27 protein-coding genes and 1 tRNA gene are annotated in these 24242 nt (G+C 58.8%); 15 read left to right on the top strand and 13 right to left on the bottom strand.

All coding sequences use genetic code 11. The features are described 5' to 3' along the window. Position 1: 1 nt before the first annotated feature. Both VSS37_RS00205 and VSS37_RS00200 read right to left on the bottom strand, forming a co-directional pair. A complete protein-coding gene (locus VSS37_RS00205) occupies positions 2-745 on the bottom strand; it encodes a hypothetical protein (protein WP_324692583.1) in 744 nt (247 codons plus the stop codon). A 35-nt stretch (positions 746-780) separates the two neighbouring features. Further along, entirely contained in the window at positions 781-1572 is a 792-nt protein-coding gene (locus VSS37_RS00200; RefSeq protein WP_324692582.1) for an inositol monophosphatase family protein, read from the bottom strand. Between the two features lie 223 nt (positions 1573-1795). Between VSS37_RS00200 and VSS37_RS00195 the strand changes: the two genes are divergently transcribed. Next, positions 1796-2167: a hypothetical protein gene (locus tag VSS37_RS00195; protein ID WP_324692581.1), complete on the top strand. Its 372-nt coding sequence runs from the start codon at positions 1796-1798 to the stop codon at positions 2165-2167. Positions 2168-2218: 51 nt separating this feature from the next. Here VSS37_RS00195 and VSS37_RS00190 read toward each other — a convergent pair whose 3' ends face one another. From VSS37_RS00190 to rsxA, 9 genes are read right to left on the bottom strand one after another with little or no spacing between them, the layout of a single operon-like run. After that, complete coding sequence (locus tag VSS37_RS00190; RefSeq protein WP_324692580.1) at positions 2219-2674, bottom strand: outer membrane lipoprotein; 456 nt, start codon at positions 2672-2674, stop codon at positions 2219-2221. 14 nt (positions 2675-2688) lie between these two features. After that, a complete protein-coding gene (locus VSS37_RS00185) occupies positions 2689-3108 on the bottom strand; it encodes a DUF1841 family protein (RefSeq protein WP_324692579.1) in 420 nt (139 codons plus the stop codon). After that, on the bottom strand, positions 3108-3740 hold the full coding sequence (gene nth / locus VSS37_RS00180) for an endonuclease III (protein ID WP_324692578.1): 633 nt from the start codon (positions 3738-3740) through the stop codon (positions 3108-3110). The genes VSS37_RS00185 and nth overlap by 1 nt, the downstream gene beginning before the upstream one ends. Then, positions 3737-4426: an electron transport complex subunit E gene (locus VSS37_RS00175; RefSeq protein ID WP_324692577.1), complete on the bottom strand. Its 690-nt coding sequence runs from the start codon at positions 4424-4426 to the stop codon at positions 3737-3739. Before VSS37_RS00175 ends, nth begins: the two co-directional genes overlap by 4 nt. Continuing rightward, positions 4423-5076, bottom strand: coding sequence for an electron transport complex subunit RsxG (gene rsxG, locus VSS37_RS00170; protein WP_324692576.1), 654 nt, complete (start codon positions 5074-5076; stop codon positions 4423-4425). The genes VSS37_RS00175 and rsxG overlap by 4 nt, the downstream gene beginning before the upstream one ends. Then, on the bottom strand, positions 5073-6104 hold the full coding sequence (locus VSS37_RS00165; RefSeq protein WP_324692575.1) for an RnfABCDGE type electron transport complex subunit D: 1032 nt from the start codon (positions 6102-6104) through the stop codon (positions 5073-5075). Before VSS37_RS00165 ends, rsxG begins: the two co-directional genes overlap by 4 nt. Beyond that, entirely contained in the window at positions 6101-7666 is a 1566-nt protein-coding gene (gene rsxC, locus VSS37_RS00160; RefSeq protein ID WP_324692574.1) for an electron transport complex subunit RsxC, read from the bottom strand. The genes VSS37_RS00165 and rsxC overlap by 4 nt, the downstream gene beginning before the upstream one ends. Beyond that, on the bottom strand, positions 7663-8250 hold the full coding sequence (gene rsxB / locus VSS37_RS00155; protein WP_324692572.1) for an electron transport complex subunit RsxB: 588 nt from the start codon (positions 8248-8250) through the stop codon (positions 7663-7665). The genes rsxC and rsxB overlap by 4 nt, the downstream gene beginning before the upstream one ends. Further along, entirely contained in the window at positions 8250-8831 is a 582-nt protein-coding gene (gene rsxA / locus VSS37_RS00150) for an electron transport complex subunit RsxA (protein ID WP_324692592.1), read from the bottom strand. The genes rsxB and rsxA overlap by 1 nt, the downstream gene beginning before the upstream one ends. Before the next feature lie 234 nt (positions 8832-9065). Between rsxA and VSS37_RS00145 the strand changes: the two genes are divergently transcribed. The 13 genes from VSS37_RS00145 to ppnP all read left to right on the top strand — a co-directional run bounded on the left by VSS37_RS00145 (position 9066) and on the right by ppnP (position 22302). Beyond that, positions 9066-10304, top strand: a complete 1239-nt coding sequence (locus tag VSS37_RS00145; protein WP_324692591.1) for a glutamate-5-semialdehyde dehydrogenase — start codon at positions 9066-9068, stop codon at positions 10302-10304. A 110-nt stretch (positions 10305-10414) separates the two neighbouring features. After that, complete coding sequence (locus VSS37_RS00140; RefSeq protein WP_324692570.1) at positions 10415-10684, top strand: type II toxin-antitoxin system TacA family antitoxin; 270 nt, start codon at positions 10415-10417, stop codon at positions 10682-10684. Continuing rightward, the gene (locus VSS37_RS00135; RefSeq protein ID WP_324692569.1) at positions 10681-11181 is read left to right on the top strand and encodes a GNAT family N-acetyltransferase; all 501 of its coding nucleotides are present in this window, start codon (positions 10681-10683) and stop codon (positions 11179-11181) included. The genes VSS37_RS00140 and VSS37_RS00135 overlap by 4 nt, the downstream gene beginning before the upstream one ends. Next, positions 11178-11813 (top strand): nicotinate-nucleotide adenylyltransferase, encoded by a 636-nt coding sequence (gene nadD, locus VSS37_RS00130; RefSeq protein ID WP_324692568.1) that lies wholly within the window; start codon positions 11178-11180, stop codon positions 11811-11813. The genes VSS37_RS00135 and nadD overlap by 4 nt, the downstream gene beginning before the upstream one ends. Further along, the gene (gene rsfS / locus VSS37_RS00125; RefSeq protein ID WP_324692567.1) at positions 11813-12169 is read left to right on the top strand and encodes a ribosome silencing factor; all 357 of its coding nucleotides are present in this window, start codon (positions 11813-11815) and stop codon (positions 12167-12169) included. Before nadD ends, rsfS begins: the two co-directional genes overlap by 1 nt. After that, positions 12170-12643 carry a 23S rRNA (pseudouridine(1915)-N(3))-methyltransferase RlmH gene (gene rlmH / locus VSS37_RS00120; RefSeq protein WP_324692565.1) on the top strand — a complete coding sequence of 158 codons (474 nt, stop codon included), beginning with the start codon at positions 12170-12172 and terminating at the stop codon, positions 12641-12643. Then, positions 12644-13234, top strand: a complete 591-nt coding sequence (locus tag VSS37_RS00115; protein WP_324692564.1) for a Maf family protein — start codon at positions 12644-12646, stop codon at positions 13232-13234. It abuts the gene before it with no gap. Positions 13235-13258: 24 nt separating this feature from the next. Next, positions 13259-14737, top strand: coding sequence for a ribonuclease G (gene rng / locus VSS37_RS00110; RefSeq protein ID WP_324692563.1), 1479 nt, complete (start codon positions 13259-13261; stop codon positions 14735-14737). Continuing rightward, positions 14724-18239, top strand: coding sequence for a YhdP family phospholipid transporter (locus VSS37_RS00105; protein WP_324692562.1), 3516 nt, complete (start codon positions 14724-14726; stop codon positions 18237-18239). Before rng ends, VSS37_RS00105 begins: the two co-directional genes overlap by 14 nt. Before the next feature lie 42 nt (positions 18240-18281). After that, positions 18282-19106, top strand: a complete 825-nt coding sequence (locus VSS37_RS00100; RefSeq protein WP_324692561.1) for a carbon-nitrogen hydrolase family protein — start codon at positions 18282-18284, stop codon at positions 19104-19106. A gap of 8 nt (positions 19107-19114) precedes the next feature. Further along, the gene (gene tldD / locus VSS37_RS00095; protein ID WP_324692560.1) at positions 19115-20563 is read left to right on the top strand and encodes a metalloprotease TldD; all 1449 of its coding nucleotides are present in this window, start codon (positions 19115-19117) and stop codon (positions 20561-20563) included. Between the two features lie 10 nt (positions 20564-20573). Next, a complete protein-coding gene (pmbA, locus tag VSS37_RS00090) occupies positions 20574-21917 on the top strand; it encodes a metalloprotease PmbA (RefSeq protein ID WP_324692559.1) in 1344 nt (447 codons plus the stop codon). Positions 21918-21990: 73 nt separating this feature from the next. After that, positions 21991-22302, top strand: a complete 312-nt coding sequence (gene ppnP, locus VSS37_RS00085) for a pyrimidine/purine nucleoside phosphorylase (protein WP_324692556.1) — start codon at positions 21991-21993, stop codon at positions 22300-22302. An 18-nt stretch (positions 22303-22320) separates the two neighbouring features. Here ppnP and purN read toward each other — a convergent pair whose 3' ends face one another. Next, complete coding sequence (purN, locus tag VSS37_RS00080; RefSeq protein WP_324692590.1) at positions 22321-22986, bottom strand: phosphoribosylglycinamide formyltransferase; 666 nt, start codon at positions 22984-22986, stop codon at positions 22321-22323. Beyond that, positions 22976-24019 (bottom strand): phosphoribosylformylglycinamidine cyclo-ligase, encoded by a 1044-nt coding sequence (purM, locus tag VSS37_RS00075; RefSeq protein WP_324692555.1) that lies wholly within the window; start codon positions 24017-24019, stop codon positions 22976-22978. The genes purN and purM overlap by 11 nt, the downstream gene beginning before the upstream one ends. Before the next feature lie 136 nt (positions 24020-24155). Between purM and VSS37_RS00070 the strand changes: the two genes are divergently transcribed. Continuing rightward, a tRNA-Ser gene (locus VSS37_RS00070) sits at positions 24156-24240 on the top strand. The last annotated feature ends 2 nt before the right edge of the window (positions 24241-24242 follow it).

Raw genomic sequence — 24242 nt, 5'->3', positions numbered from 1 at the left:
TTTAGTGTGGCAGGTCGCGGGCGTATTCGACAAGCGCTGTCTCCAGCCGCGCGAAGGCTTCCGGTTTTTGGGCGGCGCCGGGGAAATGCTGGTAGACCACGGTTTTGCGCTTGCCGTCAATGCCGACTTCCAGCCGCTGGGCGTAATAGCGCTGCCCTTGTCTGGCACCGCCGTAGGCTTCCCGGGAAAGTTTCAGGACGCCGCTATCCTTGACCACGCTGTACAGGTTGTCCAGGTCTTCATCCTTCAACGCCATGCTGATGGTTTTTAGGTCGCTGTCGCGCCAGCAGGGCGCACTCTGTAGCCATTGGGCGCAACGGTTGTCCGTGTCCTCAAAGTAGGTGTAGCTGAGGATGCCGTTTTCCAGCTTGATTTCGGTGTAGAAGCTTTCCCCCGTTGCCAGGAAGCGCAGGCGGAAGGCGTTGCCCGTTGCGGCTTGCTGGGCGAACGGGGGAATCTTCAGTTTATGGGGCTGTTCTTCGCTGGCGCTCATGTTGGCTCCCGGTTGGGCGGCGGGTGGCGGCGCGGGCGCAATCGCCTGCGTCGTGACCGTGGCGTTATCGGCTGGCGCTGAGTCTGCGGATGGTGGGATGGCGGGCGTCGGTTTCAGCGCGTCCGCTTCAGGGATGACGACTTTCTCGCCTTCGGCAGGTGCGGACGGGCGCTTTTCACAAGCCGTCAGCCAGACGGCGGACAAGCCCAGCAACAGGCAGCAGATGGCGCGGACGGGAATATTGGGTTTCATCCCCTGAAGTTTAGCCCATCAGGGGAAAGCGGAGGTTAACGGTTTGTCATGACCGGGCGCAGGCGTTTGATCATTTCCTTGAAGACCTTGGGATTGGCAGCGACGACATCGCCGGTTTTCAGGTGGTTGTTGTCCCCGTGCATGTCGCTGATCAGCCCGCCCGCTTCCTGCACCAGCAAGACGCCTGCGGCCATGTCCCATTCGTGCAGCCCGAATTCCCAGAAACCGTCAAATCGGCCACAGGCGACCCAGGCCAGATCCAGCGCGGCGGAACCGGGGCGGCGCACGCCAGCGGTGTCGGGCAGCAAGACTTTCAGGGTTTGCAGGTACAGGTCGAGGTTCTGGTTGGCGCGGAATGGGATGCCAGTGCCGAGCAGCGCGCTTTGCATGCTGCTGCGTTCGGAAACACGGATGCGGCGCCCATTCAGCGTGGCCCCTTCGCCGCGCGCGGCACCAAAGGTTTCATCCCGCAACGGGTCGTACACCACGCCGACAGTCAGGCGTCCCTTGTGCTTCAGGGCGATGGACACCGAATACTGGGGAATTCCATAAAGAAAATTAGTTGTTCCATCCAAAGGATCAATTATCCATTCGTAGTCGCTTGCAACGCCCTGTTTGCCGTTTTCTTCGCCAAAAAAGGCATGCTCCGGATAGGCGCGTTGCAGGTGGCGCACAATGATCTGTTCCGCCTGCCGGTCAACTTCGCTGACAAAATCATTGTGGTCTTTGTTCTGGATATTGAGCTTGTGCACTTTATTGGCGTAGTGGCGTATGGCTTCACCTGCTTCACGTGCGGCGTCAGTCGCTTTTCTAAGCATTGGGTGCATAAGCAAACTCCGGTGTCAGTAATGGGTATGAAAAGGGGCGTCAGAATAGCACAGGCTTGATGGTTTCTGCACGGTTATCACCCGCGTGTGGAAAAGTTCCAACAGTTTTTTTTTTAAGTCAGAAATAAAATCGAATTGTATTTTTTGTTAAGTTTATTAACCTTTAAATAGTTATGGGGGAAAGTTAATTAATCATAAAATAGAATTGAAGAGGATATAGAAAATGGTTGCAAAAATATTGCGCAGAATGGTGACAGGCATATCAGTTGTTATGTTGGTGGTGATGGCGATTCCAACAGAAGCTGCGCCTATCAGCGCGGTTTCCCTGTCAGGCGCACAGACGCCGTTGTCGAAAGTGCTGTTTATGGCGACTTTGAATAATGGCCCGGCAATGCGTCCGGTAAAGTGGCAGCTCTACCGTATTGATAAAAATGGCCAATCGAAATTGGTGGAGGCATTCAAACGCCATTCTGCCAGTCTTGAATTGGAGCCAGGCATTTATCGTGCTGAGGCGATGCTGGATAATGTCAATCGCTCCCGCACATTTGATGTCCGCACGGTTGGTGACAGTAATGTGATCATTGCAATGGATTAAAAAAAACGCCCCAATCGGGGCGTTTTTTATGCGCAAATAACATGCAGGTTATTAATGCGTGATGCGTGCTTTTCCGTCCTGGCTGGTTAAAACTTTAACTTGATCACCGATTATAAATCGCTCATCCGCGAGTTGTGCAATAGCAACAGTGCGGTTATCTTCAAGACGCACGGTAATTTCCACGCCTTGTTTTGACTGGATGCTGCGGTCAAGCGCCATGCCCACAGTGCCGCCAATGACGGCTCCGGCGACGCTGCCGATGACTTGCCCTTTGCCTTCACCAATGTCATTGCCCGCCACGCCGCCAATGACGCCCCCTGCGACCTTGCCGGTTTCGGCGTTGTCCTCACGGATCATGACATTGCGTAAGCCAATGACCGTGCCGAATTTGACTTCCTGCATGGTGCCAGCCTGCGTGGTCGTGTAGGTCGTGCTGGATGGCGTGATGGAGCAGGCCCCCAGCGCCAGCGGCAATAGCAGGATTCCTGTGTAACAGCCCAATTTCATTATGTTGCCCTCATTCATTGCTTTTGCAGACATTCAAGGTATGCCGTTTCATCCGGCATTGTCTGGTTGCGCTGGGCAAGCCAAATGCTTTCAGCCAGACAATCCATCATCCGATGTTCGGCGTCGTGATCGCCGTATTTGATCACAAGCTGGCGGTAAAGTTCGCTGATTCCCGCTGGGCGGTTGGTGGCGACTTGTTCACGAATGCCCAGGTGCAGCCCCATGTGCAGGAACGGGTTGGTCTCACCGTTTTCAGGCAGGTAATCGCGCTGCAAAGCGGTTTCCGCCTGTGCCAGCAGGGCATGGTATTCCGGGTGCGCGGCAACCACGCTGGCGATCTGTTGCTCCAACGCATCCAGTGGTTGGTGTTGCTGAAACTTGTTCCAGCATTGCAGGTAGTAACGGCGCAGGCTGTCGCGGTCATTGCCAAACATCAGGGGGTTTTCTCCTTGAATTCACACAAGTCGGCAATGATGCATTGCCCGCATTTTGGGTTGCGCGCCACGCAGGTGTAGCGGCCATGCAGGATCAGCCAGTGGTGGGCGTCCAGCAGGTAGTGTTTCGGCACATGCTTGAGCAAGGCTTTTTCCACCTCCAGCACATTTTTGCCGGGAGCGATGCCGGTGCGGTTGGCGACGCGGAAGATATGGGTGTCCACCGCCATGGTCGGCTGGCGGAAAGCCGTGTTGAGGATGACATTGGCGGTTTTGCGGCCAACGCCTGGCAGGGCCTCCAGCGCTTCACGTTGCGCGGGAACCTGCGAATGGTGCTTGTCGATCAGGATGCGGCAGGTCTGGATGATGTTCTTCGCTTTGCTGTTGAACAGGCCGATGGTCTTGATGTAATCCTTCAGCCCGTCCTCACCCAGCGCGTAAATCGCCTCCGGGGTATTGGCGGCGGGAAACAGTCTGGCGGTGGCCTTGTTGACTCCCTTGTCGGTGGATTGCGCCGACAGGATGACGGCGACCAACAGTTCAAACGCGCTGCCATATTCGAGTTCAGTGGTGGGGTCAGGGTCGGCATCATGCAGGCGGCGGAAAATTTCCTCCCGCTTGGCTTTGTTCATGCCGCCTCACCGCCCATGGCGGCCGCAGGTTTGCTGACAGCGGCCCGTTGCGCCATGCGTTTGTCGATCCAGTTTTTCAGCGCCACCAGAAAGCCGAGGCCGATGAAGGCACCCGGGGGCAGGGCGGCCAGCAGCAAGCCCTTGAAGTGTTCGCCCAGTGAAAGGGTCAGGCCGCTGGCGGCTTCGCCAAACATCAGATGCGCCTGCGCAAACAGGGTGCCGTTGGCGGCCAGTTCGCGTAGCCCACCCAGCACCATCAGCACCAGGGAGAAGCCGACACCCATCATCAGGCTGTCATAACCGGCGTGGGCAGGCGGGTTCTTGGAGGCGTAAGCTTCCGAACGCCCGATGACAATGCAGTTGGTGACAATCAGGGGGATGAAAATGCCCAGGATATTGTACAGGTCGTGGAAGTACGCCTTCATCAGCATTTCAATCAGGGTGACATTGCCCGCAATGATCAGGACGAAAGCCGGGATACGGATTTCCTCACGGATGTAATTGCGCACCGCCGAAATCGCCAGATTGGAGGACACCAACGCGACAATGGTCGCCAGGCCAAGCCCCAGGCCGTTGACGAAATTGGTGGTGACGGCCATCAATGGGCACAAGCCCAACAGTTGCACCAGGCCAGGGTTGTTATGCCAGAGGCCGGAAAGGGTCAGTTCACGGTAGGTCGGGTTCATGGTTTTGCCTCCTGTGGCATGGGCGCGGCTGTTTGTGTGAACAGTGTGGCGAAATGCTGTTGCGACCATAGCAAGGTGCGCTTGACGGCGCCCACAACCGCCCGCGGGGTGATGGTTGCGCCAGTGAACTGGTCAAATACGCCGCCATCCTTGCGCACTGCCCACGCCGCTGGAGCGGGTTCCTGCAAGGATTTGCCGGTGAAGCCCTGAATCCAGTCGCTTTTGTCCGCGTCAATCTTGTCTCCCAGCCCCGGCGTTTCCTTGTGGGCGAGCACCCGCACCCCGGCAAGGGCCTGGTTGGCGCGCACTCCCACCGCCATGCGGATGGAGCCGCTGTAGCCGTCAGGGGCGGTGACGATGAACAGCGCGGCCACCGGGTTTCCTTGCTTGCTGGCGCGGTACACCGTGACGGCCTCGGCGCTGCCGAAGGCCTCAGCAGGCAAGGTCAACGGGCTGGCCAGCAGGTCATTGTCGTATTCTTGCGCGCTGACCAGCGCATTCAGCTGCCTGAGCGTCGCGGCGCGTTCATTCGCCTGCACCTGTGGCAGGGTCAGGTCATGGATCAGCGCCAGCGCCAGCGTGCCCAGCAAGGCGAATCCGGCCAGGAACAGGCCGGGTTTGAGGATTTCTTTCAGCATGGCGTCACTCATCCTGGAAACCCCCGCCCAGTCCCATACACCCGTGGCTGGGTATAGTAATCAATCAGGGGAACCGCCGTGTTCATGATAATGATGGAAAAGGCCACGCCGTCAGGATAGCCGCCCCAGGTGCGGATAATGTAGGTAAAGACGCCGATGCCGCCTGCATAAATCAGTTTGCCCGTGGGGGTGGTGCTGGCTGAAACCGGGTCGGTCGCCATGAAGAACGCCCCCAGCATGGCACCGCCGCCCAGCAGGTGGAACAGCGGCGTGCTGTAGACCTGCGGGTTGATGAGCCAGAAAATGCTGGCCATCAGCATCAGCGTCCCCAGCAGTGCGGTCGGAATCTGCCAGGTGATGACGCGCCGGTACAGCATCCACAGGCCGCCAGCCATCCAGGCCACGCTGACCCATTCCCATGGCCGCCCGCTGAACAGGGCCGCATTGCCGCCATGAAATTCGGCCAGGGTTTTGCCCATTTTCAGGTTGACCTTGACCGCATCCAGCGGCGTTGCGGCGGTGAAGGCGTCCCAACCTTGCGTGCCGCCACCAAACACCTGTTGCAGCATCTGTTCCAGGCCGATATGGCTGAAGCTGAAATCCAGCGGCGCAGGCCAGATGGTCATTTGCACAGGGTAGGAAATCAGCATGGCGGTGTAGCCGATCATGGCCGGGTTGAACGGGTTGTAACCCAGCCCGCCATACAGGTGTTTGGCGATGACAATGGCGAACACCATGGCGACCAGGATCAGCCACCACGGTGAAAAGGCGGGCATGGCGACGGCCAGCAGCCAGCCGGTCACGATTGCGCTGTAATCGGAGAGGAACGGCTGCACGGGGCGCTGGCGCAGTTTCAGCATGCCCCATTCCAGCAGTTCGGCGAACAGTAGGCAGAGCAGCAGGTTGCTCAACATGCCCCAGCCGAAATACCAGATCAGCACCAATGTGCCGGGAACCAGAGCATAAACCACTTGGCGCATGATCTGGCCGACATCGTTGCCGCCGATGACGTGGGGGGAAGTGCGTTTGATGAATTTCATTCCATTGATTCCCCTGCGGCGGATTGGGCGGCCTGGGCTTTTTTGGCCTGGGCGCGTTCCAGTGCGGCTTGGATGGCGGCTTTTTTGCCATCATCCGTGCTGGTCTGCGCCTGCTGCTTATGTTTGGCGAGCTTTTCGGCTTTCTCGCGTTTGGCGCGTTCCTGGCGTTCCAACTGGAATTCGTGGCGCTGGCGGGCCAGATCCGCCTTGGCCCGGGATTCACGCAGGGCGCGGATTTCAGATTTGGCGAAACGGTAATAATCCACCAGCCGGATATGGCTGGGGCAGACATAGGCACAGCAGCCGCATTCGATGCAGTCGAACAGGTGATATTGCTCCGTTTTCTCGAAGTCGCGCGAACGGGAATACCAGTAAAGCTGCTGTGGCAGCAGGCTGGTCGGGCAGGCTTCCGCGCACCGTCCGCAGCGGATGCAGGGCAGGGCCGGGGGCGCGCCGTCATTCGCTTCATTGCTGACTAGGATGCAGTTGGTGGCCTTGACCGCCGGAATCTGGTCGGTTTGCAGGGAAACGCCCATCATCGGGCCGCCCATCACCAGTTTTTTGGCGGCGTCAGTATAGCCGCCCGTCTGCTGGATGATGTGCTGGATGGGCGTGCCCAGCGGCACGTCCAGGTTGCAGGGGGCGGCGACGCCCTTGCCAGCGACGGTCAGATAACGGTCAATCAGCGGTTCGCCCAGCACGACGGCGCGGTAGATGGCGCGCGCGGTGGCTGGGTTGTGGCAGATCAGGCCGATGCTGGCTGGCCTGCCGCCGCTGGGGACTTCCTTGCCGGTGAGTATCTGGATGAGCTGCTTTTCACTGCCGGTCGGGTACAGGGTGGGGACAGGCGTGACCTGAATGCGCGGGTCGGCAGCCTTTCCGATAGCGGCCTGCATGGCGGCGATGGCTTGGGGCTTGTTGTCCTCGATGCCGATCAGGCAGCGCGGGGCGGCAATGATGTGCATCATGACCTGGATGCCACCGATGATTTCATCGGCCTTTTCCTGCATCAGCAGGTCGTCACAGGTGATGTAGGGTTCGCATTCCGCGCCGTTGATGAGGAGCGCTTCAATCGGCACGTTGTCATGCACGTTCAGCTTGATGGCGGCGGGGAACACCGCCCCGCCCATGCCGACAATGCCTGCGGCGCAAATGCGCTGGCGCAGGGTTTCCGCATCCACTTGGGCATAGTCGGGGTATGGCTGCATCCTGGCCGCGCCCCAGTCGTCCTTGCCATCCGGCTTCAGGATGACGCACAAGTCGGTCAGGCCGGAGCTATGTGGGATCGGGCGTTCCTCGATGGCGGTGATGGTCCCTGAGGTGCTGGCATGCACCGGCACTTTCATGAAGCCGGTATGGGAGGCCAGTTGTTGCCCCTTGTAAACGTAGTCGCCTGCCTGCACTTCCAGGGTGGGCCTGTAGCCGGTATGTTGCTGGAGTGGGATGACCAGTTCGTCCGCCAGCGGAATTCTCCGCGTGGGCTGGGCGGTGGATTCTTCCTTGTGGTAATCCAGGTGCAGACCGCCATGAAAGCGCCACAATTTGCGCAGGGCTTGGATCATGCGTTCACCTTGGTCAGGGCGTCATCGTCGTTGGCGGGGACAGCGGCAACGGCAACCACAGGATACGGCCATTTCCAGGAAGCAGGCTCGACTTTGACCGGAACCAGGCTGATGCAGTCCACTGGGCAAGGCGGCAGGCACAGCTTGCAGCCGGTGCATTCCTTTGCGATCACGGTATGCATGTGTTTGGCGGCGCCGACAATGGCGTCAACCGGGCATGCCTGGATGCAGAGGGTGCAGCCGATGCAGGTTTGCTCGTCAATCACCGCCAGCAGTGGGACGCTGGAGTGTTCCTCAGCGGCGTCCAGCGGCTGTGGCTCCACACCCAGCAATTCAGCCAGCGCCTTGATGGTGGCTTCCCCGCCGGGCGGGCAGCGGTTGACGCCCGCTTCGCCTTTGGCGATGGCTTCCGCATAAGGGCGGCAGCCGGGAAAGCCGCATTGCCCGCATTGGGTCTGGGGCAGCAAGGCGTCCACCTGGTCGGCGATCGGGTCGCCTTCCACCTTGAAACGGATGGCGGCGTAGCCCAGCAGCAGGCCAAACGCCGCTGCCATGCCGCCTAACACGAGAAGCGCTGCAAACATTATTCTTTCACCAGTCCCGAAAAGCCCATGAATGCCAGCGCCATCAGCCCAGCGGTGATCAGGCCGATGGCGTTGCCCTGAAAGATGGAGGGCACGTCGCCTGCATTGATCCGTTCACGGATGCCCGCAAACAGGATCAGCACCATGGTGAAGCCCAGCGCGGCACCAAACCCGTAGAGGGCGGATTCGATGAAGTTATGCGCCTCCTGCACGTTCAGCAGCGCCACCCCCAACACGATGCAGTTGGTGGTGATCAGGGGCAGGTAGATCCCCAGCACGTTGTAGAGCAACGGGCTGGTTTTGCGGATGACCATTTCGGTGAACCCGACCACGGTGGCGATGACCAGGATGAAGCTGATGGTGCGCAAATATTCCAGCCCCAGCGGCTCCAGCAGCCAGGTGTTGACCAGATAGCTGCTGATGGCGGAGAGGGTCAGCACGAAGGTGGTCGCCAACCCCATGCCCATGGCCGTTTCCAGCCTGCGGGACACGCCCATGAATGGGCACAGGCCGAGGAAATGGGAGAGGACAAAATTGTTGACCCAGACGGTGCCAACGATGATGAGCAGGTATTCTTTCATAGCTTGGGTTAACGGGTTCCAGATCCATTCTGAGCGGCGCATTCTGCCACATTGTGGGTGTTATAACCTACAGCAAAACCAGCGCCCATGATAATTGTCAGAAATATCTTGTCCCTATTCCATTGGGCGCAGCTCCTTGTAAACACAGTGCAAAACACCACAGCGTGGTATGATCCGCTGATTACATTCTGTGAGGATTCTGGTTTGGACACTATCGACAACGTTGCCCGTTACATGCTGGGCGTCGGCCAGCAGGCCAGACAGGCGGCGCAAACCCTCGCCAGCACCGACACCCAGGTCAAGAACAATGCGTTGCTGCGGATTGCCGAGGCGTTGCTGGAGCGCGCGGACTGGCTCAAGGGCGAAAACGCCAAGGATTTGGCCGCAGGCCGCGCCAAGGGGCTGGATGAGGCCATGCTGGATCGCCTGACCCTGACGGACAAAACCATTGCCGGTATGGCGGAGGGCGTGCGTCAGGTGGCGGGCCTCGCCGACCCGGTCGGCACCATTACCGACCTCAATTACCGGCCATCTGGCATCCAGGTCGGCAAAATGCGCGTGCCGCTGGGTGTGGTCGGCATCATTTTCGAGTCCCGCCCGAATGTCACTGTGGATGCGGCGGCCTTGTGCCTGAAATCAGGCAATGCGGCCATCCTGCGCGGCGGCTCCGAAGCCATCCATTCCAATCAGGCCATCGCCGCCTGCGTCAAGGAAGGGCTGGAGGCTGCCGGTTTGCCGTCCGCCTGCGTGCAGGTGGTGGAAACCACTGACCGGGCGGCGGTCGGCGAACTGCTGCGCATGTCGCAATATGTGGACATTATTGTGCCACGCGGTGGCAAGGGCTTGATCGAGCGCGTCAGCGCGGAATCCCGCATTCCGGTCATCAAGCATCTGGATGGCATTTGCCACGTCTATATCGACGATCAAGCCGACATTGGCAAAGCCGTCAAGGTGGCGGTCAACGCCAAAACCCATCGCTACGGCGTGTGCAACGCCATGGAAACGTTGCTGGTGGCGGAAGGCATCGCCGCCGACGTGTTGCCATTGCTGGCTGAAGCATACACCGCCAAAGGCGTGGAGTTGCGCGGCTGCGACCAGGCCCGCGCCATTTTGCCCGCCTGCAAGCCTGCCACCGAGGAGGACTGGGGCACCGAATACCTGGCACCCATTCTCGCCATCCGCGTCGTGCCGGATGTGGAGGCGGCCATTACGCACATCAATACCTACGGCTCGCACCATACTGACGCGATCATCACCGAAAATTACACCCGCGCCCGCGTTTTCCTGCGCGAAGTGGATTCCAGTTCGGTGATGGTGAACGCCTCCACCCGTTTCGCCGACGGTTTTGAATACGGTTTCGGCGCGGAAATCGGCATCAGCACTGACAAGATCCATGCGCGCGGGCCGGTCGGGCTGGAAGGGCTGACAACGCAGAAGTTCATCGTGCTGGGGGATGGGCACATCCGGCAGTGATATGCGATAGCCGTGTTGGGGGGTCATGTGATCCCTGGGGACGTGAGCTAGGCAATGTGAGTGCAGTATGGCAAACTGTACTCACAGAGTAAGTACGGGAGTTTGTTGTCATGTTGGCGCTATCAGAACGCATCAATCTGCGCACCAATGCTGAAACCAAAAGTTTGTTAGTCCGCGCCGCTTCCTGCCGGGGCTTGTCGCTGAGTAATTTTCTGTTGGAAGCCGCCCAGAAAATGGCGGAAGAGATTTTGAAAGGTCAGGAGCAAATACTGTTGTCCCAACGGGACTGGGAACGGTTTGTGTTGATTCTCGATGATGATGCACCGCCCAACACCAAATTACAAAAAGCCATGGACAAGTACAAGGCCAGCCAAGCATGAGCCGCTGGTCAATCGAGCCGTTCCATAAGCATACAGGGCGTGATGGGTTTGCATGTGGAGAGCCTGCGCTGGATGCCTATTTGGCGGCGTATGCGGGGCAGCATGAACAAGCGGGCATTGCGCGGACATTCCTGGCCATCGACCCGCAAGACCAGGGGTTGGTGGGCTATTACAGCCTGAGCATGAGCAGTATCCCGCGTGATAATTTGCCGGATGCCTTGCACAAGCGGTTTCCGGCATTTCCTGTTCCAGTGGCGCGCGTCGTCAGGCTGGCGATTGACCGTAGCCGCCAAGGGCAGGGCGCGGGTGAATTCCTATTCATGGATGCCTTGCAACGTTGCCACAAACTGGCCAGGGAAATCGGCATGGTGGCCGTGGTGGTGGATGCAAAGCACGATCAGGCGGCGGCGTTTTATCGCCAGTATGGGTTTGAGAGTTTGCCGGATCAGCCTTTATTGCTGTGGTTGACGGGCAAAAAGTTGGGTAAATTGTTTTGAGTGCCAACTTGATCGGCATCCTTGGCGGCACCTTCGACCCCATCCACTTCGGCCATCTGCGCACCGCGTTGGAAGTGGCGGAACATTTCGGCATCCTTGACATGCGCCTGATCCCTGGCAAGACGCCGCCGCACCGTCCGCAGCCGGTCGCCAGCCCGGAACAACGGCTGGCGATGCTGCAAGCGGCCATCAATGGGGAACCCTGCCTGCAAGCCGATGGCCGCGAGTTGCGCCGCGAGGGATATTCCTACAGCTTCGACACCCTAACTTCCATCCGCGCTGAAGTTGGCGACGGGTGCCCGCTCCTGTTCACCCTCGGCTTCGACGCTTTCCTGCATTTCCAAAGCTGGCATCGTTGGGCGGAGATTTTGCAGCTTGCCCATCTGGCCGTTGTCCACCGTCCGGGGTATAGTCTGCCGCCCGCAGGCTGGCATACGCCTTTCCTGAGTGTCAGCCCGGAGGATTTGCGGCAGGCTCCGGCAGGCCGTGTTTATCCGCTGGCGGTGACGGCGCTGGACATTTCCGCCACTGATTTGCGCCACCGTTTGCAACAGGGCAAAAATCCCCGGTATTTGTTGCCGGATGCGGTTTTCGACTATATTCAAAGACATCAACTGTATTGTGGAACTTAATGGAACTTGAAAAATTTCAGCAATTAGTCATTGAAAAATTGGAAGACATGAAAGGGCAAGACATCAAGTGCATTGATGTGCGCGGCAAGTCTCCCATCACTGACATGCTCATTATCGTTACTGGCAACTCGACCCGTCACGTCAAATCCCTGGCCCAAAGCGTTGAAATGTCCGTCAAGGAAGCGGGCATCATGCCGCTTGGGATTGAAGGCGAACGCGATGGCGAATGGGTGCTGCTGGATCTGAACGACATCATCCTGCACGTCATGCTGCAAAGCACGCGGGATTTTTACAATCTGGAGAAACTGTGGGCGGCTGGGGAAGCGATCCCGCAGGTGCGCGCCGGAACCGCCTGAGTGCGCATCCAGTTGCTGGCCATCGGCTCCAAAATGCCGGGCTGGGTCAACGAAGGCACGCAAGAATACGCCAGCCGGATGCCGCCGCACTGCCCGTTGCTGATCCGCGAGATCGCCGCCGAGAAACGCACTAAAAATAGCGACCTGCAACGCATCCGCCAATTGGAGGGGGAAAAGCTGCTGGCGGCTGTCCCCAGCGGTGATCTGGTGGTTGCGCTGGATGTCAGGGGCAGGCAGTGGCCTACGGAAGAGCTTGCCCGGCAACTGGACAAATGGATGATGTCAGGCCGTGACGTCAGTTTGCTGGTCGGCGGGCCGGAAGGCTTGTCGCAGGGTTGCCTGCAACGCGCTGAACAAAGCTGGTCGCTGTCGCTGCTGACGTTCCCGCACCCGTTGGTGCGCGTCATTGTGTCTGAGCAATTGTTCCGCGCCTGGAGCATCCTGGCGAACCATCCTTACCATCGCGGGGACTAAATGAAACAGCCTCAGCTTGTGCTGGCTTCCGCTTCGCCGCGCCGCCGGGAACTGTTGGCGCAGATCGGGTTGGATTTTCTGGTGCAGACGGCGGACATTGATGAGGCGCCCCGCCCGGATGAGACGGCGGAAGCCCTCGTCAGGCGTCTGGCGCAGGAAAAATCTGTCGCTGTCTGGAAGCAGCGGGCGCAGATGCAGGCACCTGCCTTGCCGGTGCTGGGTTCCGACACGCTGGGCGTCCTCAATGGCGAATTGCTGGTCAAGCCCACGGGGTTTGAGGATGCGCGGCAAATGTTGCGCAATATGTCCGGCCAACAGCATGAAATCCTGACCGCCGTGGCGCTGACGGATGCAGGCGGGACACGGGTGGCAGTTAATCGTAACAGGGTGAAATTCCGGGTATTAACCGACCAGGAAATTCTGGCATACTGGCGGACAGGGGAACCGCAGGACAAGGCCGGTTCCTACGCGATTCAGGGGTACGGGGCTATTTTCGTTGAACATCTGGAGGGGTCTTACTCTGGCGTAATGGGCTTGCCCTTGTATGAAACAGCACAATTGCTGGGAACGGCAGGTATAATAATATTCTAGAAAAAACACAGTGAAGGCGGATTCATGAGTGCGGAATTACTAATCAACATTACACCACAGGAATCGCGGGTCGCCTTGCTTGAAAATGGCAGCTTGCAGGAAGTGTTGATTGAGCGCACCTCCCGCAAGGGCATTGTCGGCAACATTTACAAGGGCAAAGTCTGCCGCGTCCTGCCAGGGATGGAGGCCGCCTTCATTGACATCGGCCTGGAAAAATCCGCGTTCCTGCATGCTTCCGACCTGACCCACCCCTCACTGGAAGAGTTTCACGGCCACGCCATCCCACGCCCGACGGTGCAGATCAGCGAACTGCTGTACGAGGGCAAGAAACTGCTGGTGCAGGTCATCAAGGATCCGCTCGGCACCAAAGGCGCACGCCTGACCACCCATGTCACCATCCCCTCACGTTTTCTGGTGCTGATGCCTGACAACAACAACATCGGTGTTTCCGGCAAGATTGAAGAAGCGGCGGAGCGTGAGCGCTTGCGCAAACTGGTTGAACAGCTGCGCAACGAGGCGGGGGATGAATACGGCTATATCGTGCGCACGGCGGCGGATGGCATCAGCGAGGAGGAGTTGGACCGGGATATGCGGTTCCTGCGCAAATTATGGGACAACATTGGTAAAACGGCGACGGAATCGCCCGCGCCAACGCTGGTGTATTCCGATCTGCCGTTGGTGTTGCGGGTGCTGCGCGACATGGTGGGGGAAAAGATCAGCCGGGTGCAGATCGACTCCCGCGAAACTGCTGTCAAAGTGATTGAGTTCAGCCAGAAGTACATTCCCGATCTGGCGGATGTGATTGAGCATTATCCCGGAGAGCGGCCAATCTTTGATTTGCACGGCATCGAGGAGGAAATCCTGAAGGCGCTGCAACGCAAGGTGCCGCTTAAATCCGGCGGCTACCTGATCATCGACCAGACCGAAGCCATGACCACCATTGATGTGAACACCGGCGGGTTTGTCGGCAGCCGCAACCTGGAGGAAACCATTTTCCGCACCAACCTGGAGGCGGCGCAGACGATAGCCCGGCAACTGCGGTTGCGTAACCTGGGCGGCATCATCATCATTGATTTCATCGACATGCTGCAACATGACCACCGTCAGCAGGTGTTGAAGTTGCTGGAAAAATCCCTGGAACGGGATTACGCCAAAACCTACGTTTGTGACGTTTCCCCACTGGGGCTGGTGGAGATGACGCGCAAACGCACCCGCGAAAGCCTGGAACATATCCTGTGTGAGCCTTGTCCCTGTTGTGGCGGCAATGGTTTTGTCAAGACGGCGGAAACGGTCTGCTACGAAATTTTCCGTGAAATCCTGCGCGCGGTGCGCCAGTTCGATGCGCGTGAACTGCTGGTGCTGGCCTCACAGGAAGTGGTAGATTTGCTGCTTGATGAAGAATCCGACAGTCTGGCGGAGCTGCAACAATTTGTGGGGATACCTATCCGGTTGCAGGTGGAATCACTTTATACCCAGGAGCATTTCGACGTTGTACTTCTCTAGCGGGCAGGGCGGATTTGTCATACGCCTGACCTACCTGCTGCTGACGTTATTCTTTCATCTGGCCATTTTTCTGGTCGCCATGGTGGGGTTGGCGAATTTCTGGTTGCCGATGGCGGATGATTACAAGGGCGTGCTGGAAAAGGAGCTGTCTGATTTTGTTGGCAACCAGATCAGCATTGGGCGGATACGGGTGGATCGGGGCAGCGAAGATCCGCGCTGGATCATGGAAGACCTGCGGCTGACGGAAGCTTCCGGGCAGACCCCGATCCACATCCAGAAACTGGCGCTGACCTTGGATATGCGTGAAAGCCTGCGCACCTTGCGCCTGCAACCGGCCCGTATCGAAGTGGAAGGGGTGGAATTCGTCCTGCGGCAGGATGCTGGCAGCCTGCCTGTCCTGGAAGGTTTGACGTTCCCGCTGCCAGGGCAGAAAAACACCGTCCTGAATATCGAGCGCCAGTCCCCCATCCTGATTGACATCAACGGCGGCTACGTCCATTGGCAGGATGCCGTCAACCACCGTGTCCTGACGCTTTCCGACCTGCAATTTACCGGCAAGCTGCTGCCGGACAAAATCCAGTTGCAGGCGAATGCCCTGTTCCCGCCCTCCATTGGGGACTCGCTGTCTGTGAACGCCGAGCTGCATCAGGCCACCGCCCGTGACGGCAAGCAAACCTGGGATGGCGACCTGCACACCCGCACCCAAATTTTCAACCTGGCCGCCTTGCCGTCGCCGTTGCTGTACCGGTATGGCGTCACGACCGGGGCGTTGAAACTGAACGCCGACATCAAGTCCGTGACGGGCAAGCCTTTGCGCGTCAGCGGTGAAGGTGAAATCGCCTACCTGGGTTGGAAGGGGACGGGGACGATCCCCGCCATGAATGGTGTCAACGCCACATTTGTCGCCGACAACGATGGCGGCAAGGTCAAGGTCAAGGTCAAGGACAGCACCTTAAGCTACCCGCAATGGTTTGAGCAGCCGCTGCGGGTGGAGGCGCTGGATGCGGATTTGCAGTGGGAGGTGCAGGAAAACGGCTGGCGTTGGCGGCTCGCCAGCCTGGATGCGCACAACCGGGATGCGGCGGCGCGCGGTTCCGGCACGCTGGATTTGCTGGTCGGCAAGCCGCCAGATGTCAATCTCAACCTGACGTTCGCCACCCAACGCACAGTGGACAATGTGCGCAACTATATTCCTGCCGTGGTTCCGGATGACACGGAGGACTGGCTGAAAACCGCCATTGCCTACGGCTATGTGCCCAAGGGCGAGTTCACATTGCGCGGCAATCCGGAGGATTTCCCTTTTAAAAACAAACCCGGCGTGTTTGATATCCGGTTTGATGTTGAAAAAGGCGTGCTGGCTTATCTGCCGGAGTGGCCGGAAGCGCGCGACGTGAGCGGCGAATTGCGCTTCCACAACGCCGGTATGAGCGCCAAGGTCAAAAGCGCCAAGATTATGGGGTTGGATGTGTTGGGCGGGACTGTTGACATCCCCGATATGGATCATGACCCGCATCTGTTGCTGGACTTGAAGACCACCGGCGACCTGCAAGCGCATATGAATTATTTGCGGGACGCCCCGATTGGCAGGAACCTGCGTGATTTCATGCAGGTGGCGAAGTTTACCGGGCCATCCGACCTGCGCCTGAAGTTGGATGCGCCATTGACCCAACGGATGATGGACAAGGAAGGCGTGCAGGTTGACGGGCTGGTCAATTTGCACGGCAATGGATTTTCCATTCCGGAATATGAGCAGGTGTTCACCCGGCTCAACGGCAATGTCCACTTCGACCAGTACGGCGTTGACGCCAAGGACGCCACCGGGGAGTACCGGGGGCAGCCGTTCAAGTTGTCCGCCAGCACCGACAAGGCCAAGGGGCTTATCCATGTCAATTTGCAGCAGCGCAATGATCCGGGGCTGTTTCTGCCGGAGAGTTTGGAGATGCTGCGTGGCCGGTTGCAAGGCAAGGCGGCGATTGAAACACAACTGGAATTGCCCGCGTTCCGTTCCCAAACGGACAAAGCCTCCGCCAGCCTGAAAATCCGTGCCCGCAGCCGCTTGCAGGGCGTGGCAATCCGCCTGCCGTCGCCCTTGGGGAAGGAAGCGGCGGCGGAGCGTGACTTGCAGGTGGATGTCGACTTGCCCTTTGATTCCCGTAAGCCTTGGCGGGTTGGGGTGGATATGGGGAAACGCCTGAATGTGCTGTCCAGCCTGCCCCATAAGGGCGGGCAGAAATCGCTGGTCGGCGTCAGTCTGGGCGGAAAACCGGCCAAACTGCCGGAACAGGGCGTCCGGATTGACGGCGGACTGGAGGATGTGGATCTCCTCACGCTGCAAGGGCTGGATTTGGCTGGCAAACCGGGGAAGGGCAAGGCCCCCATCCCCCGGCCATTGGTCAGCGCCAGCCTGGGCATTGGCGACCTCAAGCTGGGCGAACAGTCCCTCGGCAAGGCTATCCTGAGCGTGGAGGGCAAGGACACGTTGCAGGCGCATGTGCGTTCCAGCAAGGCGCAGGCCAATATGCACCTGCCCTTGCAGGACGCCAGCCGGGGGCGGGTCAATATTGACCTCAACAATATTGACCTCGACAAACTCAGCAGCAGCATTCCCCAGCAGGGGGAGGGGCAAGGGCCGTTGTCACCTGCGGATTTCCCCTCCATGCGGCTGACCTGCCGGGACTGCTCCAAGGGGGATTTCCCTATCCAGCAGTTGACCCTGAGCATGAACAAGGCGCGCAAGGATTTGCAAATCGACACGTTTGAAATCAGCAACCCCTGGATGGCGCTGACCGCCGCCCAGGGGCGCTGGTATCTGGCGGCGGATGGCATGGCGCGCACGGAATTGAATGCGGTTGCGCATATTCCTGACCCCGGTAAATTATTGGCCCGCCAGGGCAGCGAGGCCGGACTGCAAGGTGGGGAATTGAACGCCACTGCGCAACTGCGTTGGGAGGGTTCACCGTTCAATTTTTCACTGGCGAGCCTCAGCGGCGAGGGCAGGGCGACCCTGGGCAAGGGCAGCCTGACCGAAGTGGAGCCGGGCATTGGTAGGCTGCTGGGGTTGCTGGACATCCAGCGCCTTCCCACCCGCCTGAGCATGGATTTCCGCGACATGACGGGCAAAGGCGTGGCGTTTGACGGCATCAGTGGCAGTTTCCAGATGGATCACGGGGTGTTGGCCACGAAGGACACCATTGTCGATGCCGCCGCCATGACCGCAGGCATCCAGGGCAGCACGGATCTGGCACACAAGACGCATGACCAGACGGTGACGGTCATCCCCAATTTGCGTTCCACCCTGCCGTTGGTTGGCGCTGCTGTCGGCGGCCTGGGGGGTGGGGCGGCCCTGCTGCTGTTCAATTCGGTGACGGAAAAGTCTGCGGCTGACAAACTGAAAACGTCTGGCGGCTTCCGCTACCGGGTGACAGGTTCGTGGGACAAGCCGGAGGTGACTGAATTAAAAGCACCAACCAAAAAGACGGAGGTTGATGTTTTGCCGCATTGAACACAAAATGTTGTTTATGCGAACACGACGGGGAGAACAGGAATGACAATGGTTGCGGCGCTGCAAATGGCGTCGGGTCCACAGGTGCAAGCCAATTTGATGGAGGCCGCCCGCCTGATCAAGGAGGCGGCGGGGCGTGGGGCCAAACTGATGGTGCTGCCTGAAACCTTTGCGATGATGGGGGTGCATGAAACAGACCGGGTAACAATTGCCGAACCTTATGGCAGCGGCCCAATCCAGTCTTTCATTAGCCAGCAGGCCAAAAAATATGGCGTCTGGATTGTGGGGGGGACTATCCCGATCCAGTCCGGCAACCCTGCGCGGCCATTTGCCGCCTCCATCCTTTATGACGCCGAGGGCAAGGCCGCCGCCCGCTACGACAAGATTCACCTGTTCGACGTCACCTTGAGCGAAAGCGAGGAAATTTATACCGAAAGCGACACGACCACGCCCGGCCATACGCCGGTCATCGTTGACACGCCGTTTGGCAAATTGGGCATGTCAGTGTGCTATGATCTGCGCTTCCCGGAGCTGTACCGCCGTTTGTCGGAAAAAGGCGCACAAATTCTGTTGATCCCTTCAGCTTTTACCGATGTGACGGGGAAGGCGCACTGGGAGCCGCTGTTGCGGGCGCGTGCCATTGAAAACCTGTGCTATGTGATTGCCCCCGGCCAGGGTGGTTATCATGTCAACGGCAGGACTACATACGGACACAGTATGATTGTTGACTACTGGGGACGGGTGCGTGGCGAGCGTGACAAGGGCGCTGGCGTTGTGCTGGCTGAACTGGATTTGGAAGCGCTGGAACAAACCCGCAAGACTTTCCCGGTGCTTTCCCATCGTTGCCCATCAGAAAACAGACGTTAAGGAAAAATATGAAACAGGCAATCGACTTCGCCCGCGAGACCTTTCTGGAACCGGCGGGCCTGACCGAATATCAATTGGATCAAGTGTTCAGCCAGCTTCTGAGTAAAGACACGACACTGGCTGATTTGTATTTCCAGTCCGCCCGCTACGAATCCTGGGGATTGGAAGAAAGCATCATCAAAAGTGGCAGCTACAGCATTGAGCAGGGCGTCGGCGTGCGCTCCGTGTGCGGCGAGCAGACCGGCTTCGCCTACAGCGGTGAAATCAGCCTGCCCGCGCTGCTGGAATCCGCCAGGGCCGCCAGCGCCATCAGCCGCGCCGGGCAGAATGGTTCTGTCAAGGCATGGAAAACCGTTGCGCCATCGCGCGCGTTGTATGGGATGGAAGATCCGCTCCATTCCCTGACGGAAGCGGACAAAATCGCCTTCCTGCGCGAGATCGACACTAAGGCCCGAGCCGCTAGCCCGTATGTGCAGCAGGTGATGGCCAATATGGTCGCGGTGCATGAAATCATCCTGATTGTGGACGAAAGCGGGCGCATGACCGCCGATATCCGGCCTTTGGTGCGCGCCAACGTTTCCGTCATTGTCGAGCGCAATGGCCAGACGGAAAGCGCCACGGCAGGCGGCGGTGGCCGTTTCAACCTGGATTTCTTCCTGGATGGCGGCAAGGCGCAGGAATACGCCGAAGAGGCGGTGCGCAAGGCGTTGATCAATCTGGACGCCGCAGCGGCTCCGGCGGGCAATATGACCGTGGTGCTGGGCAATGGCTGGCCAGGCGTATTGTTGCACGAGGCCATCGGCCATGGCCTGGAAGGCGATTTCAACCGCAAGGGCACCTCCGCTTTCGCCGGGCGCATCGGCGAGCAGGTGGCGGCCAAAGGCATTACCGTGGTGGATGACGGCACCCTGGAAAAACGCCGTGGTTCCCTCAGCGTGGATGACGAAGGCACACAAACCCAGTGCACCACCCTGATCGAAGATGGCATCCTCAAAGGCTACATGTTCGACCGCCAGAACGCGGCGCTGATGAACACGCAATCAACCGGCAATGGCCGCCGCCAGTCCTACGCCCACTTGCCGATGCCGCGCATGACCAATACCTACATGCGCGCAGGCCAGCATGCGCCGGAAGAAATCATCGCTTCGGTGGACAAAGGCATTTACGCCGTCAACTTTTCCGGCGGGCAGGTCGACATCACCTCCGGCAAGTTTGTGTTTTCCGCTTCCGAGGCCTACCTGATCGAAAATGGCAAACTTGGCAAGCCGATCAAGAACGCCACCCTGATCGGCAATGGCCCGGATGTGTTGACCCGCGTCAGCATGGTTGGCAATGACCTGCAACTGGATAGCGGTGTCGGCGTGTGTGGCAAGGACGGCCAAAGCGTGCCGGTTGGTGTTGGTCAGCCTACCTTGCGAGTGGATGGCCTGACTGTAGGTGGAACTGCGACTGCATAAGGACAAGAAAATGATTGAACTGGAAAACCGTTTCGACATCGCCACTGAATTCCAGGCGATGGCTGAACATGTGCTGGAAGCTGCCAAAGCCAAAGGCGCGACTGCGGCGGAAGTCGACATTGACAAGAGCACCGGCCTGTCGGTTGAGGTGCGTATGGGCAAGGTGGACAAGCTGCAATATCACCGTGACCAAGGGGTCAACCTGACCGTTTATTTCGGCCACCGCAAAGGTTTCGCCTCCAGCGGCGATTTCTCGAGGCAGGCGTTGGACGATACGTTGGATGCTGCTTGCCGCATCGCCCGTTATACATCCGAAGATGAATACAACGGCTTGGCTGACCCGGAGCATATGGCGACCGACTTTCCCAAGCTGGATTTGTACCATCCGTGGGAGCTGGACGCCGAAATGGCGATCGAAATGGCGTTGCAGGCCGAAACGGTTGCCCGTGAACATGACACCCGCATCACCAACAGTGAAGGCGCTGGCGTCGACAGCCACGCCGGTTTGAGCTTGTACGCCAATAGCCATGATTTTATGGGTGTGCGCCATTCCACCCGCCATTCCTTGAGCTGCGCAGTCGTGGCCCAGGAAGGTGACTCCATGCAGCGCGATTACTGGTATACCGTATCCAGGGTGCCAGGGCATCTGGACTCGGCGGATACGGTTGGGGCGGAAGCCGCACAGCGCGCCTTGCGCCGTTTGCATGCGCGTTCCTTGTCCACCCGTGAAGCGCCCGTCCTGTTCGCGCCGTCAATGGCGCGTGGCTTGGTCGGGCATCTGGTTGGGGCGATCAGCGGCGGTTCGCAGTACCGTAAGGCCAGTTTCCTGTTGAACTCCATCGGGCAGCAGGCGTTTCCGGAATTTGTGCATTTGTATGAAGACCCGTTCATCCGTCAAGGGTTGGGCAGCCGTTTCTATGACAGCGAAGGGGTGGCGACCCGACAGCGGGATATTGTCAAGGATGGGGTCATCCAGGGGTATTTCCTCGGCAGTTACAGCGCCCGTAAATTGGGCATGCAGACAACCGGCAACGCCAGCGGCGCCAGCAACCTGCTGTTGGCGGATACGGGCGTAGGTTTCGTCGGCTTGCTCCAGCAAATGGGGACTGGCCTGCTGGTGACGGAGCTGATCGGCCATGGCATCAACGGCATTACCGGCGACTATTCGCGCGGTGCCGTGGGCTACTGGATTGAGGACGGCATGATCCTGCATCCTGTCGAGGAAGTGACCATTGCAGGCAACCTCAAGGATATGTTCAAAGGGATTGTCGGCGTTGCGGATGATGTGGATGAACGCGGCAATATCCGCACCGGATCAATCCTGATCGACAAAATGACGATTGCAGGGCAGTGATTTCAGTGGCTGCCATCTAGCTACCCCCTCCCCCTTGCGGGGAGGGTTGGCATTTATTTTTAAAAGGAAACGTATGAGCCAGTTCGAGAATGTCAGTGTCAGCAAAACGGCAAATGTTTATTTTGGTGGCAAATGCATCAGCCATACGGTGACGCTGGCGGATGGCGAACGCAAAAGCGTGGGGGTTATCCTGCCTTCCAGCTTGACGTTCAATACCGGCGCGCCGGAAATCATGGAGTTGCTGCAAGGCCGCTGCCGGGTGCGGCAGGCAGGCAGTGATGAATGGACGGAATATGCTGGCGGACAATCATTCAGTGTGCCGGGCAATGCGTCCTTCGATATTGAAACGCTTGAAGATTTGCACTACGTCTGCCACTTTGGCTGAGTCAGTTCCCTTGACGGCTTATTCACTCAAATGCTGGACGGGGCGGGTAAGGGCATTGCCGTCCAGCATGACCTGATCGTTTTCCAGCTTCAGCCTGCCTTCCACAAACCACTTCACCACGCGCGGATAAATGATGTGCTCTTGCACATGCACCCGTTGCGCCAATGTTTCTTCTGTATCGCTGGGCAACACCGGCACTTTGGCTTGCATGATGACCGGGCCGCCATCCAGTTCGGGCGTGACGAAATGGACGCTGACGCCATGTTCATTCGCGCCGTCTTCCAGCACCCGCCGGTGGGTATGGACGCCTTTGTACAGGGGGAGCAGGGAAGGGTGGATATTCAGCATCCGCCCTGCGAAATGGCGTACAAAATCCGCCGTGAAAATACGCATGAAACCCGCCAGCACCACCAGGTCGGGCTGGAAGCTGTCGACCCGTTGCTGCAAGGCGTGGTCGAAAGCTTCCCGGCTGTCAAATGCGGTGTGGCTAAGGGTTTCGGCATGGATGCCTGCATCCGTCGCCCGTTGCAGGCCATAAACACCAGTGCGGTTGCTGATGACGGCGGCGATGCGGGCGGGCAAACGCTCTGCCCGGATGGCGTCGATCAGGGCTTGCAGGTTGCCGCCGTTGCCGGAAATCAGCACCACCAGGGTTGGTGGCGCTGTTTTTTCGTTAGTCGACATATTGGACAAAGGGTGTTTCGCTGTCAGCGGCATCCATGGCTCCGATCTGCCACGCCTTGATGTTTTCCAGGCGGCAGGCGGCGATGATGTCTTCCATCTGTTCCGCTGGCACAACCAGGATCATGCCTATGCCGCAGTTGAAGGTGCGCAGCATCTCGTCTTCCGGCACGCTGCCTTGCTCTTGCAGCCAGTTGAAGATGGTGGGGCGTTGCCAACTGTTGCGGTTAATCTTGGCTTTGGTGCGGGGCGGCAGGACGCGCGGCAGGTTTTCGGTAATGCCGCCGCCGGTGATGTGGGCAATGGCGTGGATGTCGTAGCGGCGCAGCAGGCCCAGGATGGTTTTGACGTAAATGCGGGTAGGTTCCAGCAAGGTGCGCCCCAAGGTGCTGTCGCCAAAGGGGGTGTCAAGTGATGCGCCGCTGACTTCCAGGATCTTGCGGATCAGGGAATAGCCGTTGGAATGGGGGCCGGTGGAGGCCAGGCCAATCAGGACGTCATGGCGGTGCACTTTGGAGTTGTCCACGATATTGTCACGGTCGACGACGCCCACGCAGAACCCGGCCAAGTCGAAATCCTCACCGTGGTACATGCCGGGCATTTCTGCGGTTTCACCGCCAGACAGGCAGGCACCCGCTTGCAAGCAGCCTTCGGCAATCCCGCTGATGACTTTTTCGGCTGCATCCACATTGAGCTTGCCGGTGGCGTAGTAGTCGAGGAAAAACAGCGGTTCCGCGCCGCTGACCACGATGTCATTCACGCACATGGCCACCAGATCAATGCCGATGGTGTCGTAAATGCCGCTATCGATCGCCAGTTTCAGCTTGGTGCCGACGCCATCAGTGCCGGAAACCAGGATGGGTTGTTTGTAGTGGGAGGGGATCGCCATCAATGCGCCGAACCCCCCTAGCCCGCCCAGCATTTCAGGGCGCCGGGTGCGTTGGGCGAGCGGCTTGATGCGTTCCACCAAAGTATTGCCAGCGTCAATGTCCACGCCTGCGTCACGGTAGGTAAGGGAGGGTTTGCTTGAATCCATTAAGCCTGTCTCATTGGGCAGCCACAAAGGGCGGATTCTAGCATAGCCACTATTCAGCCGACAGACACAATGGCGGGCAGGCCCCTGAAAAAATGCTGGAAATCCGCTGGGGTTTTGATTACTCTATGCCTCCTTCGGAGAGCTGGCTGAGCGGTCGAAAGCGGCGGTCTTGAAAACCGTTGAACTGAAAGGTTCCGGGGGTTCGAATCCCTCGCTCTCCGCC

The sequence above is a fragment of the Candidatus Thiothrix phosphatis genome (genome assembly GCF_035668035.1).
Taxonomy (GTDB): Bacteria; Pseudomonadota; Gammaproteobacteria; order Thiotrichales; family Thiotrichaceae; genus Thiothrix; species Thiothrix phosphatis.
This window is presented reverse-complemented; position numbering and strand designations above follow the sequence as displayed.